The 16,152-nt window shown below is 64.7% G+C and carries 11 protein-coding genes; 8 read left to right on the forward strand and 3 right to left on the reverse strand.

All coding sequences use genetic code 11. The features are described 5' to 3' along the window. The first annotated feature begins 1 nt into the window (after position 1). The 3 genes from H7692_RS10245 to H7692_RS10255 all read left to right on the forward strand — a co-directional run bounded on the left by H7692_RS10245 (position 2) and on the right by H7692_RS10255 (position 8,289). Positions 2-1,978 carry a heme-binding protein gene (locus H7692_RS10245; RefSeq protein ID WP_222136769.1) on the forward strand — a complete coding sequence of 659 codons (1,977 nt, stop codon included), beginning with the start codon at positions 2-4 and terminating at the stop codon, positions 1,976-1,978. A gap of 3 nt (positions 1,979-1,981) precedes the next feature. Continuing rightward, the gene (locus tag H7692_RS10250) at positions 1,982-3,913 is read left to right on the forward strand and encodes a hypothetical protein (RefSeq protein WP_222136770.1); all 1,932 of its coding nucleotides are present in this window, start codon (positions 1,982-1,984) and stop codon (positions 3,911-3,913) included. Between the two features lie 77 nt (positions 3,914-3,990). Further along, positions 3,991-8,289 carry a hypothetical protein gene (locus tag H7692_RS10255; RefSeq protein ID WP_222136771.1) on the forward strand — a complete coding sequence of 1,433 codons (4,299 nt, stop codon included), beginning with the start codon at positions 3,991-3,993 and terminating at the stop codon, positions 8,287-8,289. A gap of 211 nt (positions 8,290-8,500) precedes the next feature. Here the strand turns inward: H7692_RS10255 and H7692_RS10260 are convergent, their stop codons facing one another. After that, positions 8,501-10,594, reverse strand: a complete 2,094-nt coding sequence (locus H7692_RS10260; RefSeq protein WP_222136772.1) for a RelA/SpoT family protein — start codon at positions 10,592-10,594, stop codon at positions 8,501-8,503. 187 nt (positions 10,595-10,781) lie between these two features. Between H7692_RS10260 and H7692_RS10265 the strand changes: the two genes are divergently transcribed. The 5 genes from H7692_RS10265 to H7692_RS10285 all read left to right on the forward strand — a co-directional run bounded on the left by H7692_RS10265 (position 10,782) and on the right by H7692_RS10285 (position 14,196). Beyond that, positions 10,782-11,297 (forward strand): glycosyltransferase family 2 protein, encoded by a 516-nt coding sequence (locus tag H7692_RS10265; RefSeq protein ID WP_222136773.1) that lies wholly within the window; start codon positions 10,782-10,784, stop codon positions 11,295-11,297. Further along, positions 11,298-11,621 carry a hypothetical protein gene (locus H7692_RS10270; protein WP_222136774.1) on the forward strand — a complete coding sequence of 108 codons (324 nt, stop codon included), beginning with the start codon at positions 11,298-11,300 and terminating at the stop codon, positions 11,619-11,621. Positions 11,622-11,700: 79 nt separating this feature from the next. After that, the gene (locus H7692_RS10275) at positions 11,701-12,210 is read left to right on the forward strand and encodes a winged helix-turn-helix transcriptional regulator (protein ID WP_201928366.1); all 510 of its coding nucleotides are present in this window, start codon (positions 11,701-11,703) and stop codon (positions 12,208-12,210) included. Positions 12,211-12,268: 58 nt separating this feature from the next. After that, positions 12,269-13,393 carry a sensor histidine kinase gene (locus H7692_RS10280; protein WP_201928365.1) on the forward strand — a complete coding sequence of 375 codons (1,125 nt, stop codon included), beginning with the start codon at positions 12,269-12,271 and terminating at the stop codon, positions 13,391-13,393. Next, a complete protein-coding gene (locus H7692_RS10285; RefSeq protein ID WP_201928364.1) occupies positions 13,390-14,196 on the forward strand; it encodes a LytR/AlgR family response regulator transcription factor in 807 nt (268 codons plus the stop codon). Before H7692_RS10280 ends, H7692_RS10285 begins: the two co-directional genes overlap by 4 nt. A 96-nt stretch (positions 14,197-14,292) precedes the next feature. On the opposite strand, the gene ribA is transcribed toward H7692_RS10285, so the two are convergent. Both ribA and H7692_RS10295 read right to left on the reverse strand, forming a co-directional pair. Next, positions 14,293-15,360 carry a GTP cyclohydrolase II gene (gene ribA / locus H7692_RS10290; protein ID WP_222136776.1) on the reverse strand — a complete coding sequence of 356 codons (1,068 nt, stop codon included), beginning with the start codon at positions 15,358-15,360 and terminating at the stop codon, positions 14,293-14,295. Then, positions 15,357-16,148: an exodeoxyribonuclease III gene (locus H7692_RS10295; RefSeq protein ID WP_201928362.1), complete on the reverse strand. Its 792-nt coding sequence runs from the start codon at positions 16,146-16,148 to the stop codon at positions 15,357-15,359. Before H7692_RS10295 ends, ribA begins: the two co-directional genes overlap by 4 nt. Positions 16,149-16,152 lie beyond the last annotated feature (4 nt).

Raw genomic sequence — 16,152 nt, forward strand, 5'->3', positions numbered from 1 at the left:
CATGCAGAAACGGTCCCATCTTTTCCGTTCGTCGGTCTGCGTCGCCATCGGCGCTCTGCTCCTCGCCTCGTGCGGCGGCGGGGGCGGTGGCGGAACGCCGACGCCTTCGCCCACCCCGACGCCGGCCCCGCCGCCGCCGGGCGGGCTCTATGCGCCGCCCGCGGCCGAGGCGCTCAGCGTCGCCGATGTGCAAACGATCCTCGCCAACGCAATCGCCGAGGCGCAGGCGCGCAATCTGCCGTCGGTGATTGCGGTGACCGACCGTGTCGGAAACGTGCTCGCCGTCTTTCGCATGACCGGCGCGCGCGCGACCGCAACGACGTCGGCGGCGCCGAACGGCAACAGTATCGACGCGCAGAACGTCACTTTTCCTGCGGAGGGCGGAGCGATCGCGAAGGCGATTACCGGCGCCTATCTGTCGAGCGGCGGCAACGCTTTTTCGACGCGCACGGCGAGCCAGATTGTCCAGGAACATTTCCCGCCCGCGCCGACAACTGTTGGTCTTGAAAGCGGGCCGTTGTTCGGGGTGCAGTTCAGCCAGCTTCCGTGCAGCGACCTTGTGTCGCGTTTCGGCGCTGGTGGCGCGGCGGCACTGATCGGACCGAAGCGCTCGCCGCTCGGCCTCGCGGCCGATCCCGGCGGGCTGCCGCTCTACAAAAATGGCGTGATCGTTGGCGGCATCGGGGTAATGGGCGACGGCGTCTATGGCAGCGACCCCAATATCCTCGACATCGACAACGATCCCGAGGAATTTATCGCGCTCGCCGGGACGCGTGGGTTCGAGCCGCCCTCGACGATCGTTGCCGACCGGATTGCGGTCGACGGCACGACCTTGCGCTTTTCCGACGCGACCTTCGCGGGGGTCATGTCGCCGGGCGGCGCAAGCTTTGCGAGCCTCAACGGCAGCGCGGGCAATCTGGTCGCGGTGACGGGCTATGCTGCCGCAACGGTCATTGCGGGCACTGCCTATGGCAGCGAAGCTTCGGGGATCCGCGCCTCGACCGCCGCTGAATTTTCGAACCGCGATGCTTTCGTGCTCTCCGACGGCAGCGGAGCGAACCGTTTTCCGATCCGTGCCGGAACCGATGGGGCGTCGAACAGCGCGCCGCTCACCGCTGCAGAGGCGCGCGCGGTGCTCGAGGAAGCTTTTGCGGTGATGAGCCGCGCGCGCGCGCAAATCCGCCGCCCGCTCGACAGCCGCGCGCAGGTGACGATCAGCCTCGTCGATACGCACGGGTCGGTGCTCGGCATCGTGCGCTCGCCCGACGCGCCGATTTTCGGTACCGACGTCAGCCTGCAAAAGGCGCGCACCGCCGCCTTTTTCTCGCACCCGCAGGCCGGGGCAGAGCTGTCGGCGAACGCCAGCGCCGACGTCCGCCAATTCGTTCCGGCGACGCGAGCCTTCCTGAACGATCCGGCGGCGCTCACCGGCACCATCGCCTTCGCCGACCGTTCGGGCGGCAATCTCTCGCGCCCCTATTTTCCCGACGGCGAGGTCGGGCGGCCGCACGGCCCGCTGTCGCGTCCGATCGCGCAGTTCAATCCCTTCTCGACCGGGCTCCAGTCAGCGCTGATTATCGGCAATCTCGGCGCGCATCTGGGGTTCGTTTCGGGCGCAAGTCCGACCGACACGCCCGCGCGCTGCACGACCTTGCCCGACGTCGCGCCGGGGCAGAACCGGCTGCAGAACGGTATTCAGATCTTCCCCGGCTCGGTCCCCATCTATCGCGGCAATACGCTCGTCGGCGCGATCGGCGTGTCGGGCGACGGCATCGATCAGGACGATATGATCAGTTTCCTTGGGCTCCATAATGCCGGTGCGCGCGTCGGCGGGATCGGAAATGCGCCGCCCGCGATCCGTGCAGACACCATCGTCGTCACGCTCGCCGACAACCGCACGGTCCGCCTGCGCTATATCAGCTGCCCCTTTGCGCCGTTCCTCGACACGGCGCAGCAGAATGTCTGTCAGGGGCTCTAGGCGATGAGTCTCGTGGGAAGCAGCCTTTTACCGATCGTCGCAAGCCTTGCGGCGCAGGGGGCGCCGGGCAGCGAAGCGCCGCCGCCCACGCCTTCGCCCGAACCCGCGGCAGCCGACCCCCATGCCGAAGCGGCCGCGCCGACCGACGAACTCACCCCACCGCCGCCGCCGGTCGACTGGCAGGATTCGGTTGGCGACGACCTGGTGACGCAGATCATCGAGGGCCGCCGCCGTCCGGGCTATCGCCCCGACCTTCCCGATGCGCTGAGCCAGGACAATGAAGGCGCGCTGCGCCCGCCGCCGCCCCAAGCCTTTCCGGGGATCGAGGACCAGCTTCCCGTTCCCGACCGCTGGCGACTGATTGAAACGCTGGGCGTGGTCAAGGAACGCTGGTTCGACCCTTATCACCAGAACACGCTCAAGGGTGATCGCGCGATCGACCGCAGCAAGGTGAAATGGCTGCCGATCAAGGGCGACGACTGGTTCTTCGTCGCCAATGCGGTGTCCGACACGGTGTTCGAGCCGCGCACCTTTCCGATTCCGGTCGGCGTCCAGACCACCGAGCGGCCGGGCAGCCTCGACGTGTTCGGCAAGAACCGCAGCTTCGTTGCTGCGCAGACCTTCATCGGCGGCGTCGCGCTGATCAAGGGATCGACCGCGTTCAAGCCACCCGATGTCGAATATCGCCTCACCCTCGCCTGGCAGGCCAATTATGTCGACGTGCCCGAGCGCCGCATCCTCGACGTGCGCCCGTCGAAGGCGAGCCATCGCTACGACAGCTTTCTCGGCGTGCAGGAATTGTTCGTCGACAAGCATCTTGGCAACACGTCGGACCGCTACGACTTCTATTCGGTCCGCGCTGGTATCCAGCCGTTCCAGAGCGATTTTCGCGGTTTCCTGTTCAACGACAGCCAGCTCGGCATCCGGCTGTTCGGCAACCGCGACAACAACCGATTCCAATATAATCTCGCGGCCTTCTGGCGGCTCGAAAAGGACACCAACAGCGGCCTCAACGACATCACGCAGACGCCGCGCAGCGACTTCATCTTCACCGGCAACCTTTATCGCCAGGATTTCCCCGTTGTCGGGCTGACCAGCCAGGTCAGTGTGACCTACAATATGAATCGCGAGAAGAACGACGTCCAGATCGACCATAATGGCTTTCCGGTGCGCCCTGCGCTGCTCGGCGATCTGCGTGGACGCGAATATGACGTCGTCTATCTGGGTTACAGCGCCGACGGGCGCATTGGGCGAATCAACCTGACCGCGAGCTTCTATGCCGCGCTCGGAGAGGACCGGAACAGCTTTTTCACCAGCAAGCCCGCGGAAATCCGCGCAGGGTTCGGCGCGGTAGAACTCAGCTACGACTATGACTGGATGCGCTTTCGCCTGTCGGGGCTTTATGCGACCGGCGACGGCGACCCCTATAACAAGACCGAGGGCGGCTTCGACGCGATCTTCGAAAACCCGATCTTCGGCGGCGCCGACACGAGCTACTGGATTCGCCAGACGATCCCCTTTGCCGGCGGCGGGCGCGTCATTTCGGTCAACGGCCGCAACGGCATTCTGAATTCGCTGCGCTCGTCGAAGGAAGAGGGGCAGTCGAATTTCAACAACCCCGGCACCGTCTTCATTGGTGCAGGCGCCGATTTCGACCTGTCGCCGCAGACGCGCGTCAGCGTCAACGCCAACCATCTGTGGTTCGAAAATACCTCGTCGCTGCAGGCATTGCGGGTCGAAGGCTCGATTCCCAAGGACATCGGCTTCGATTTGTCGATCGCGGCAATCTGGCGGCCCAAGGCAACGCAGAATATCGTCGGGCGATTGAGCGCCGCAGTGCTGCTCCCCGGCAAAGGGTTCAAGGATTTGTTCGAGAACAGACAGCGCGAAAACGCCTATGCCTCGATCCTCGCCAATGTGATTTTGAGCTTCTGATGCAGTGGACCCTTTGCCCTCTCGAAACCCGTTCGCTCGACGCGAACGGATTGTCTGCCGATGCCGGGGGGCGAACGATGACCCGTAACCTCCTCGCCCTTCTTGCCCTGCTGCTGATGAGCGTCGGCGTCGGCGTGAGCGTGACGCGCGCCGCCGAAGAGGAAAAGCCGCTCAAGATCGAATATCGCTTCACCCCCCCTGCGCCGCGCGAGCAGAGCGAGGCCGAGGTCGCCGAGAAATCGAAGGGGTGCTACAGCTGCCACACGCGGACCGACCAGCCGTCGATGCACAAGACGCCCGCGGTGCGGCTCGGCTGCACCGACTGCCACGGCGGCGATTCAACCTCGCCCGCGGCGTTCGGCAAGCCCGAGCTCGGCTATAAGGACCCCTACAACATCGCCGCGATGAAGGTCGCGCACCCGCAGCCGACGCTGCCCGGCGCATGGCACGACAGCTCGGCGAATCCCGTGCGCAGCTATACTTTGCTCAACAAGGAAGCCCCCGAATTCATCCGCTTCGTCAACCCCAGCGACTATCGCGTCGCGCGCGAGGCGTGCGGGGCGTGCCATATGGAGGTGATCGAGGCGACCGAGCGTTCGCTGATGTCGACCGGCGCGATGCTGTGGGGCGGCGCGGCGTATAACAACGGCATCGTCCCCTATAAGAACTACATCTTCGGCGAGGCTTATACGCGCACCGGCGACCCCGCCTGCATCCTCTCGCCCTCGTCGAAGCTGACGCGCGAGGAATATGCCGAGGCGTGCAAGCCGCGTTTCGCGTCCGAAAAAATCCTGACCGACGACGAACGCAAGCGCGGTGCGCTCGCGAAGATGTACCCGCTCCCGCGCTGGAGCGTGATCCCGCCGGGCGACGTGTTCCGCGTGTTCGAACGCGGCGGGCGCAACATCAACACGCAATTCCCCGAAATCGGCCTGCCCAACCCGACGGGGCAGATCCAGCGGCTCGAGGAACCCGGCCGCCCAGACCTCAAACAGTCGAACCGCGGCCCCGGCACCGGCCTTCGCGTCGCGATCCCCGTCCTCAACATCCACAAGACGCGCCTCAACGACCCTTTCATGTGGTTCATGGGGACGAACGACCAGCCGGGCGATTACCGCCATTCGGGCTGCGCGGGCTGCCATGTCATCTATGCCAACGACCGCGAACCGCGCCACAGCCTGACCTATGCCCAATATGGCCGCGACGGCGAGACCGCGACGGTCGACCCGACGATCGCGGAAAAGAAATGGAAGCCCGCGGGCTATGGCGACACGCATGGCGAGGGTCATGCCGGCAAGCCCGACGACGGTCACGGTGCGGGCGGCGGGCATGGTGCGCTGATCGACCCCGAGCATGGCAAGGAAGGCAAGGACGGCAAACCGCGCCGCGAGGCGGGGCATCCGATCAGCCACGCCTTCACGCGCGCGATCCCGACGTCGCAGTGCATGACCTGTCACATGCACCAGCCCAATATCTTCCTGAACAGTTACCTCGGCTACACGATGTGGGATTATGAATCGGACGCGCCGCAGATGTGGCCCGGACCCGAAAACACCGCGCCGCGCCCGCCGGGGATGAGCGACGCGGATTACCAGAAACTTTTCAAGCAGCAGCGCTATCCGACAGCCGCCGAGGTGCACCAGGTGCTCGAACGCAATCCCGAGGCCGCCGCGCCGCGCGGCCTTTGGGCCGATGTCGAATTCCTGCGCGACGTCTATGATGTCAACGACAGCAACAAGGACACGCAGTTCGCCGACTATCACGGCCACGGCTGGAACTTCCGCGGCATTTTCAAGCGCGACCGCAACGGCAACCTTCTCACCGCCGACGGCAATATGGCGACCTGGGGGACCGACACCGCGCATATGGTCGACCCCGCCGACCCCGAAAAATGGCGTAAAAGCTGCTCGAGCTACAGCGACCCCAAGGAACGCGACCTCTGCCTGACGAGCGCGACCGCCGACGGGCGCGAGGGCAAGTTCGTCCCTGCGGGGATCAACCCCGGCAAGACCGTCCATATGATGGACATCCACGCCGAAAAGGGGATGCAGTGCGCCGACTGCCACTTCGCGCAGGACGCGCATGGCAATGGCTATATCCAGGGCGAAGTCGCGAATGCCGTCGAGATTTCGTGCAAGGATTGCCACGGCACCGCCGACGCGCTGCCCAACCTCTTGACCTCGAACGTCGCCGCGCGGCCGCAGGGCACCAATCTCGCGCTGCTCCGCAACCCCGACGGACGCCGCCGCTTCGAATTCCAGTATAACGACAATGCCGAGGTGATCGGCCTCATCCAGCGCTCGATCGTCGATCCGAAGCTCGAATGGCAGGTCAGCCTCGTCAAACAGGCGGTGACGCCGGGCGAGCATTTCAACGCCAAGGCGGCGCGCGCCAAGCTGATGGCGCGTTCGGGCTCGGACAGCGGGACCTATGAATGGGGGCAGGGCATCGTAAAGGAGGACCGCGCGCACGGCGACGACAAGATGACCTGTTTCACCTGTCACCTGTCGTGGACGACGAGCTGCGGCGGCTGCCATTTGCCGATCGAGGCGAACTGGAAGACCAAGATGCACCATTTTGAGGGGGAGGAGACGCGCAACTTCGCGACCTACAACCCCCAGGTCGCGCGCGACGAAATGTTCCAGCTCGGCCGCCACCAGCTTACCAAGCCCGGCGAACCCGACGCCGACGGCAACCCGCGCGGCATCATCACTCCGGTGCGTTCGACCTCGGCGCTGATCCTCTCGTCGACCAATATCAACCGCGAGCGCATCTATATCCAGCAACCGCCGATCTCGTCGGCGGGCTATTCGAGCCAGGCCTTCGCGCCGCATTTCCCGCACACGGTCCGCAAACAGGAAACCAAGCAGTGCACCGACTGCCACCTGTCGGCCGCCGACGACAATAATGCGATCATGTCGCAGCTGCTGCTGCTCGGCACCAATTTCGTCAATTTCGTCGGGCTCAATGTCTGGTCGGGAATGGAGGACGGGTTTCAGGCGACGCGCGTCACCGAATGGGACGAGCCGCAGGCGGTGATCGGCTCATACCTCCACCGCTATTCCTACCCCGACTATTGGAAGCTCCACGTCGAACAAAATGGCCGTGAGCTCAAGAATTGGGTGCGCGGCAAGACCTTCGACGCAAAGGGATCGGGCGAGACCAGGGCGCTCGAGGAATTTGCCAATATCGTTCAGGACACCAGCGGCCGGGTGAACTGCCTGCAACAGCGCGGCGAATATATGTTCGTGGCGGAAGGGCGGGGCGGCTTCCGCGTCTATGACGTCGCGTCGATCGGCAACAAGGGCTTTTCCGAACGCATCGTCCGCGCGCCCTTCTCGCCGCTCGGCCATGACACGCATGTGCGGACGAAGAATGCGACCTGCATGGCGCTCGCGACGACGCAGCCGATCAGCGTCAGCCGCAACGAGAATATCGTCAAGAATTTCCCCGAAAATCTCGAACAGGAAATGCATCCCATCTATCGCTATGCGGTGATCACCGACAGCGTCGAGGGTCTGGTGCTCGTCGATGTCGACACGATGGCCGACGGCGAATTTCGCAACAACAAGCTTAAACGCGCGCTGACGTGGAACGAGGGCAATGTGCTGGCGGGCGCGCGGCATGTGACGCTCGCGGGCAGCTTTGCCTATATCACCACCGACGCGGGGCTCGTCGTGCTCGACCTGTCGACGCCGCTCGAACCGAAAGTCACAGCGCAAATCCCGCTCAGCGACGCGCGAGCAAGCGCGGTGCAGTTCCGCTACCTGTGGGTGACCGATGCCGAAGGCGTGAAGCTGTTCGACGTCACCGATATGGCGCACCCGGTCGCGGTGCCGTCGGGCACCGTGCGGCTCGCCGATGCGCGCAAAATCTACCTCGCGCGAACCTATATGTATGTCGCAGCGAAGCAGGACGGGCTCGTCATCGTCGATGTCACGCGCCCCGCCGCGCCGGTCGCATGGCCGGCGCTCACCTTCGACGGCGCGATGCGCGATGCCGAGGATGTGATCGTCGCGTCGACCAACGCGTCGCTCTTTGCCTATGTCGCCGACGGGCGCGGCGGCATCAAGGTGATCCAGCTCACCAGCCCCGACAACCCCGGCCTTTATGGCTTCTCTCCGAAGCCGACGCCGCAGCTTATCGCCTGGGCCAAAACCCCGTCGCCCGCGCTCGCGCTGTCAAAGGGCCTCGACCGCGACCGCGCGGTCGACGAGAGCGGCGGGCAGATGGCGGTCTTCGGCCGCCTCGGATCGCGCCCCTTCACGCGCGCGGAAATGGAGAAGCTGTTCCTGAACGGCAAGGGATTCGTCTACAAGGTGCGCGACGAGGTCGATCAGGCCGCATGGCGCCCGCCGCTGACCTTTGCGAACTGAGGGTAGCGGCGGGTTGCGACCGATTGCGAACATGATTTCCTCCCTGTGCCGGAGGCATGGGGAGGGGGACCGCCGCCGCAGGCGGTGGTGGAGGGGCCGTCACGCTGCACCATAGCCCCTCCGTCAGCGCTTCGCGCTGCCACCTCCCCATCGCTTCGCGACAGGGAGGATTCGAACGGCCGTTCCCCACCCCACAACAGACATCGCGAACCTAAAGCCGCTCTGCCTGCACCACGCTGTCGGACGCGCGCAGCGCCGACAGGATGCGCATCACATGGTGGACGTCGCGCACCTCGACGACGATGTCGTAGGTGTGAAAATCGCCCTCGCGGTTCGACAGCCGCAAATTGGTGATGTTCGCCATATTGGCGGCGAGGATGCCCGACATTTCGGCGAGCGTGCCGGGTTCGTTGAGGATGACGACGCACAGCCGCGCGTTGCCGCCCTCGCTATCCTCCTGCCATCGCAGATCGATCCAGTCGGCATCGACCCCGTTGGCAAGGCTCGGGCAGTCGATGACATGCACCTCTATCCCCTCGCCCTCGCGCGCAAGGCCGACGATGCGGTCGCCGGGGACGGGGTGGCAGCAATCGGCGAGCTTGTAGGCGACGCCGGGGGTCAGCCCCTCGATCGACACCGCCGCGCCTTGGCGCAGCTTGCCCGGTTTTGATTTCATCTCGGCGGTGATGCCGGGGACGAGCGCCTCGAGTAGCTGGTTGTCCGACAGCTGGCGTTTCCCGATCGCTACATAAAGCGCGGCATCGTCATCGAATTTCAGCCGTTCGCGCGCCGCGGCGCGTGCCTTGTCGCCGACCTTGTTCGGCAGCCGCTCGACGATTTCGTCGTACATCTTGCGCCCGAGCGCGGCGAGCTCGACCTTTTCCTTCGACCGCACATGACGCCGGATCGCCGCGCGCGCCTTGCCGGTGACGGCAAAGCCCAGCCACGCGGGCTGCGGCGTCTGTTTGTCCGACGACAAGATCTCGACCGTATCGCCATTGGCGAGCTGCGTGCGGAGCGGGACGAGCCGGCCATTGACCTTCGCGCCTACCGTCCGGTCGCCGAGCCCGGTGTGAACAGCATAGGCGAAATCGATCGGCGTCGCGCCCTTCGGCAGCTGGAACAGGCTGCCCTTTGGCGTAAAGGCAAAGATGCGATCCTGATACATCGCGATGCGCGTGTTTTCGAGCAGCTCGTCGGGATCGTGCGTCTGTTCGAGGATTTCGATGAGGTCGCGGATCCACCCCGCCTGTCCGTCGGGGCCGCTGCCGCCCTGCTTATAGGCCCAGTGCGCGGCGAAGCCGAATTCGGACTGCTGGTGCATCGCCTCGCTGCGGATCTGGATTTCGATCCGCATATTCTGCTGGTGCATGATTGTCGTGTGGAGCGAGCGATATCCGTTGCGCTTGGGCGTCGAGATATAGTCCTTGAACCGACCCGGCACCATTTTCCACTTGCGGTGGATCAGGCCGAGCGCGGCATAGCAATCGGCGTCGGTGGGGGTGACGATGCGAAAGGCGATGATGTCGGTCACCTGCTCGAAGCTGACGTGCCGTTCCTGCATCTTGCGCCAGATCGAATAGGGGTGCTTCTCGCGCCCCGACACGTCGGCCTCGATCCCGCTCTTGGCGAGCAGTTCCTTGAACTCGCGGCTGATCGCGGTGACCTTGTCCTTGCCGCCGGCGGTCAGTTTGGCGAGCCGTCCGGTGATCGTCGCATAGGCCTCGGGCTCAAGCTCGCGAAAGGCGAGCAGCTGCATTTCGCGCATATATTCGTACATGCCGATCCGCTCAGCAAGCGGGGCATAGATTTCCATCGTCTCCTTGGCGATGCGGCGGCGCTTGTCGGGATTCTGGATGAAATGCAGCGTGCGCATGTTGTGCAGCCGGTCGGCGAGCTTGACGAGCAGCACGCGGATATCGTCCGACATGGCGAGCAGGAATTTGCGCAGATTTTCGGCGGCGCGCTCATTTTCCGTCTGCGCCTCGATCTTCGAAAGCTTGGTCACCCCGTCGACGAGCCGTCCGACGTCGCTGCCGAACAGCCGCTCGATCTCTTCGGGGGTCGTCAGCGTATCCTCGAGCGTGTCGTGGAGCAGTGCGGTGACGATGGTTTCGCTGTCGAGGTGCAGGTCGGTCAGGATTCCCGCGACTTCGACCGGATGGCTGAAATAGGGGTCGCCCGATGCGCGCTTCTGGCTGCCGTGCTTCTGGACCGTGAAGACATAGGCGCGATTGAGCAACGCCTCGTCGACGTCGGGATCATAAGCGCGCACGCGCTCGACAAGTTCATATTGCCGCAGCATCGGTCCAATGTCGCCCTTGGCGTCATAATTGCAATGCGAAATTTGTGTGCGTGACCATCCAGACGTCAGCAACAATGGTAAAGCCGATTGGAAGCATTTGTTCGCGCACAGTAGGGGCCATGGTCGATGGGGACCGAAGCGCCTGATTCGATGCCGCCGCGCGTATCGGATGCCGCCGCGCGTATCGATGGTGATGCCCGTGCACAATGGTGCGCGCTGGCTGGAAGAGGCGATCGATTCCGTCCTCGGACAGGACTTTGCCGATTTCGAGCTGATCCTCGTCGACGACGCCTCGACCGATGCCTCGACGGCGATCATGGCGGCCGCGGCGGCGCGCGATCCGCGCGTGCCGCTTCACCGGTTCGATACCAATACGGGGCTTCCGGCCGCGCTTAACCACGGCTTTGCCCACGCGCGGGGGGAGTTTCACAGCTGGACGTCGGACGACAATCTGCTGCGCCCTGCGATGCTATCGCGGCTTGTCGCGACGCTCGATGCCGATCCTTCCGCCGATATTGCCCACGCCGACTTCATGCTGGTCGACGAGCAGGGGCGAAATCTCGGCGTATCGCGCGTTGGGCCGACCGACCGGCTGCTCTATGGCAACAATGTCGGCGCCTGCTTCCTCTATCGCGCGCAGGTGACCGCGGCGCTCGGCGGCTATGATCCGCGCTATTTCGGGGTCGAGGATTACGACTTCTGATTGCGCGCGGCCGGGCGGTTCAATTTCGTCACCGTGCGCGAAGATCTCTACTGCTATCGCAAGCATGGGGACAGCCTGACGAGCAGGCGTGCGCGGCGGATCCAGGCGCTCACCGCCGAGGTCGTCGAACGCGCCCTCCCCGCCGGGGCGCCGGCACGTCTGCGCGCCGAGATACTGCTCGGGCTGGCGCTCAAGAGCCAGTTCGACTGGCGATCCGACCTCGTTCTGCGCGCGGCGCGCGCCGATTCGGCCTATGTCGCCGCGCATCTGCCCGCGCTGGCGCGCTGGTCGCTGGTCGTCGCGCGGAACCGCCTTGCCGGGTGAGGCCGGCTAGGTTGCGAAATGCAACGCAGCCTCTATATTTTTTTGGCGCCGACCTGGATTTTACGTTAGGGATTCGCCCATGGGAAAATTACGCGAAAAACTGAACGATCTCGATGGGGGGCAGTGTGCGCTGCCGAACGCGCTCGAGGCGATGGGCGAACGCTGGTCGTTCATGATCCTGCGTGCAGCCTTCAACGGCGTCCATCATTTCGAGGAATTCCAGCAGGAACTCAGCATCGCGCGCAATATATTGTCGAACCGGCTGTCGAAACTCGTCGATCATGGCATCATGGCGCGCGAGGTGATGGCCGAGGACCGGCGCAAGGTGCGCTACCAGCTCACCGACAAGGGCGTCGCGTTGCTCCCCGTGATGATCGCGCTGCGCCAATGGGGCGAAAAATGGGGCGCGGGCGTTCCCTCGACCCCGGTCCTCGTCGATACGCGCGACGAACAGCCGATCGGCCCGGTCGTCATCACCGCGCACGACGGTCGCCCGCTGAGCTACAAGGAACTGGTCTGGAAACATCGCTCCGAATTGCAGCCGCTCGGCCAGGCGCGCGTCCGGTTGGACACGGTCGCCGCCGAATGACCGGCATCGCCGGCGCCCGTCGGCGCATGCTTTGATTATCGCGACGATCTGACCGTACATGCAGCTGTTCGGAATCTCTTCGCCGGGACCATTTTTCAGCAACAAGGTCCGTGCCTTCTGGAATCTGCAGATCTTGGGATGGCTTGCCTGGTTCGGGCTGCGCGCGGTGTCGGGGCTCGCCAACGGGCAACCCTTCACCTTTCTGGTCCCCGTCGTCGTTCAGGCGATTACCGGCTTCTCGCTCTCGCTGATCCTGTCGGTCTGCTATCGCGCGCTGATCAACCGCCGCCCGCTGTTGATGTGGGGCGTCAGTTTCGGCCTCGCCGGTCTCGCGACCGCGCTCTGGGCGTTTATCGATGCCTGGGTGACGCAGATCCTCAATCCGAACAGCGAAGCGAGTTTTTCGAGCCTGCTCCTCGGCGCCATGTATATCGACGCGACTTCGCTCGGTGCCTGGTCGGCGCTCTATTTCGCGATCAACTATTTTCTTCAGCTCGAGGAGCAGAATGACCGCGTGTTGCGGCTCGAGGCGCAGGCCGCGTCGGCGCAGCTTGCGATGCTGCGCTATCAGCTCAACCCGCATTTCCTGTTCAACACGCTGAACAGCATCTCGACGCTCGTGCTCTTGAAACAGACCGAGCCTGCGAACGCGATGCTGTCGCGGCTGTCGGCCTTTTTGCGCTACACGCTTGCCAACGAGCCGACCGCGCAGGTCACGCTGGCGCAGGAGATCGAGACGCTGAAGCTCTATCTCGACATCGAAAAGATGCGTTTCGAGGACCGGCTGCGCCCGCATTTCGCGATTGACCCTGCGGTTGCGCGCGCGCGACTGCCCTCGCTTTTGCTCCAGCCGCTTATCGAAAATGCCATCAAATATGCGGTGACGCCGCAGGAGGAAGGCGCCGACATCACCCTCTCGGCTCAGCTTGCCGGTCAAAATGTTCGGATTACCGTGTCGGACACGGGCGCAGGATTGTCACCCGACGGCGGCGCCCCCACCACAAGGCCTGCAACGGAATCGACGGGCGTGGGTTTAGCCAATATAAGGGACCGCCTCGCGCAGGCCTTTGGCGACCAACACCGGTTCGATGCCCACCGCGGCGCCGATGGCGGCTTCACGGTGGTAATCGAGTTTCCGTTCCAGCCCGACGGGCAAGCAAGAATTGGAACCGACAGCAGATGACGATCAGAACCATCCTCGTGGATGACGAAAAATTGGCGACCCAGGGGCTGCAACTGCGGCTCGAGGCGCACAGCGATGTCGAGGTTGTCGACACCGCCCAGAACGGTCGCGAGGCCATCCGAAAGATCAAGACGCACAAGCCCGACCTTGTTTTCCTCGATATCCAGATGCCGGGATTCGACGGCTTTTCTGTGATCCAGGGGCTGATGGAGGTCGAGCCGCCGCTCGTCGTCTTCGTCACCGCCTATTCGGATCACGCGATCCGCGCGTTCGAGGCGCAGGCGGTCGACTATCTGGTAAAGCCGGTCGAACCCGAGCGGCTCGCCGACGCGCTCGACCGGGTGCGCCAGCGGCTTGCCGAAAAGCGCGGTGTCGCCGAGGTCGAGCGGCTGAAGACGGTGCTCGCCGAAGTCGCCCCCGAAGCGGTCGAGGAGCTCGAAAGCGAAACCGCGGCCGAGGCACCCGCCGCCGACCGCTATGAAAAGATGATCAACATCAAGGATCGTGGCCAGATTTTCCGCGTCGACGTCGACAGCATCGAACGCATCGACGCGGCGGGCGACTATATGTGCATCTATACCGCCGACAACAGCCTGATCCTGCGCGAAACGATGAAGGATCTGGAAAAGCGGCTCGATCCGCGCAATTTCCAGCGCGTCCACCGTTCGACCATCGTCAACCTGTCGCAGGTGAAGCAGGTCAAACCGCACACCAACGGCGAATGCTTCCTCGTGCTCGGCTCGGGCGCGCAGGTGAAGGTCAGCCGCAGCTACCGCGACGTGGTGGCAAGGTTCGTGCACTAAATCCCATAGGGAAAACCGTCGCCCCGCGAAAGCGGGGGCGCTATCGAAGTAGCTCCAGGCTGCCAGCGGCTCCCGCCTTCGCGGGGCGACGCATCTTTAAAGCTGATGCCCCGTCCGGTCGCGCTTCGTCGCGAGATACTGCGCGTTGTGCGGGTTGGTCGGCAGCGCCAGCGGCAGGCGCTCGACAACCTCGACGCCTTCCTTCTCGAGCCGCGCGACCTTTTCGGGATTGTTGGTCATCAGCCGGATGCGCGGAACGCCGAGCAGGTCCAGCATGCGCGCCGCGATCGCAAAATCGCGCGCCTCGACCGGAAAGCCGAGCCGCAGGTTGGCGTCGACGGTGTCATAGCCCTGGTCCTGCAGCGCATAGGCGCGCAACTTGTTGACGAGTCCGATTCCGCGTCCCTCCTGCCGCAGATAGAGGAGCACCCCCCACGGGGCATCGGCCATCGCGTGGAGCGCGGCGTGGAGTTGCGGCCCGCAATCGCATTTGAGGCTGCCGAGCACGTCGCCAGTCAGGCATTCGCTGTGCAACCGCACGACTGGCGGTCCCGCATCGCGCTTGCCGATGACCAGCGCAACATGGTCCGACGCCTCCTCGGGCGTGCGAAAAGCGACGATTTCGGCGGTTTCGCTCGCCGCGACGGGAAGCCGCGCGCGCGCCGCGATCGCGAGGCGCGCCGGGTCGAGCAGTGCCGCGACATCGTCCGCCGAACATTCGGTCTCTGCCTCGCCCGCCGCCGCGCGCACGAAAAAGGCCGGGAGCAGCCCCGCGTGGCGCGCCATCGTCATCGCCGCCGCCGCCGCGTCCCCGGCGCCGGTCGCCACGGTGCGAAACGGCCCTTTGAGCGGATTGGCAAGGTCGAGCGCCGGATCGGCGATCGCCAGCGCCGCCGCTACGCTGTCCGCTGCCGCCTCGATCCGCACGGGTCCCGGCGTCGTCGCCGCGCGCTGGTTGGTGAGCTTGAGCGTCACCGCGCGCTCGCCCGAGATCAATATGTCGCCGCCGCCGAACGCCGCCAGCGCCGCGTCGCTGGCGCTTTCGACCGCGAGCAGGTCGAGCGCTCCGCCCGCGCCCGCAATCCGCAGCGGCCAGCCGCGCCGCAGCGCGTCGATCGCGCGCGCTGCATTGCGTGCGCCCCGACCGGCGGGCGCGTCGCTCAAAAGGCGAACTCCGTGACCAGCGGGATATGGTCCGACGGACGCTCCCAACTGCGCGCGGGCTGGACGACGCGGTGCGCCTTCGCGCTCTCCTTGATGTCGGGCGTCACCCACATATGGTCGAGACGGCGGCCGCGGTTCGATGCTTCCCAATCCTTCGCGCGATAGCTCCACCAGGTGTAGAGCGGCGTCGGCTCAGGCGTGAATTGGCGCCCGAGGTCGATCCAGTCGGACGCCGCCTGCAACCGCGCCAGCGTTTCGACCTCGACCGGCGTATGGCTGACGACGTCGAGCAGCGCCTTGTGGTTCCACACATCGCTTTCGAGCGGCGCGACGTTGAAATCGCCCGTGAGCACGGTCGCGTCGCGAAGCTCGGCCGACCAGTCGGTCATCCGTCCGAAGAAATCGAGCTTCTGCCCGAATTTGGGATTGAGATCGCGGTCGGGAACGTCGCCGCCTGCGGGAATATAGACATTGTCGAGCCGCACCCCCGATGGCAGCGTCACGCCGATATGACGCGCCTCGCCGTTCGCCTGCCAGTCATATTTGCGCACATCGGCGAGCGGCAGCTTGCTGACGATCGCAACACCGTGGTGCATCCGCTGGCCGTGGGTGACGATATGTTTGTAACCGAGCGCCTCGAACATCGCCTTCGGGAACAGGCCGCATTCGACCTTGATCTCCTGCAGGCACAAAATGTCCGGCGCCTCTTCGCGCAGGAATTTCTCGACGATGCCGATACGGGCGCGGACGCTGTTGATGTTCCACGAAGCAATGCTGGTGCTTGTCATGCCG

The sequence above is a fragment of the Sphingopyxis sp. P8 genome (assembly GCF_020622175.1).
GTDB lineage: Bacteria > Pseudomonadota > Alphaproteobacteria > Sphingomonadales > Sphingomonadaceae > Sphingopyxis > Sphingopyxis jiangsuensis.

Excerpts from the sequence above, each read along its gene's own strand:
- H7692_RS10265 (WP_222136773.1), top strand. The coding sequence starts at position 10,782 with ATGGTGATGCCCGTGCACAATGGTGCGCGCTGGCTGGAAGAGGCGATC.
- H7692_RS10295 (WP_201928362.1), bottom strand. The coding sequence starts at position 16,148 with ATGACAAGCACCAGCATTGCTTCGTGGAACATCAACAGCGTCCGCGCC.
- H7692_RS10260 (WP_222136772.1), bottom strand. The coding sequence starts at position 10,594 with ATGCTGCGGCAATATGAACTTGTCGAGCGCGTGCGCGCTTATGATCCC.
- H7692_RS10280 (WP_201928365.1), top strand. The coding sequence starts at position 12,269 with ATGCAGCTGTTCGGAATCTCTTCGCCGGGACCATTTTTCAGCAACAAG.
- H7692_RS10275 (WP_201928366.1), top strand. The coding sequence starts at position 11,701 with ATGGGAAAATTACGCGAAAAACTGAACGATCTCGATGGGGGGCAGTGT.
- H7692_RS10285 (WP_201928364.1), top strand. The coding sequence starts at position 13,390 with ATGACGATCAGAACCATCCTCGTGGATGACGAAAAATTGGCGACCCAG.
- H7692_RS10250 (WP_222136770.1), top strand. The coding sequence starts at position 1,982 with ATGAGTCTCGTGGGAAGCAGCCTTTTACCGATCGTCGCAAGCCTTGCG.
- H7692_RS10245 (WP_222136769.1), top strand. The coding sequence starts at position 2 with ATGCAGAAACGGTCCCATCTTTTCCGTTCGTCGGTCTGCGTCGCCATC.
- H7692_RS10255 (WP_222136771.1), top strand. The coding sequence starts at position 3,991 with ATGACCCGTAACCTCCTCGCCCTTCTTGCCCTGCTGCTGATGAGCGTC.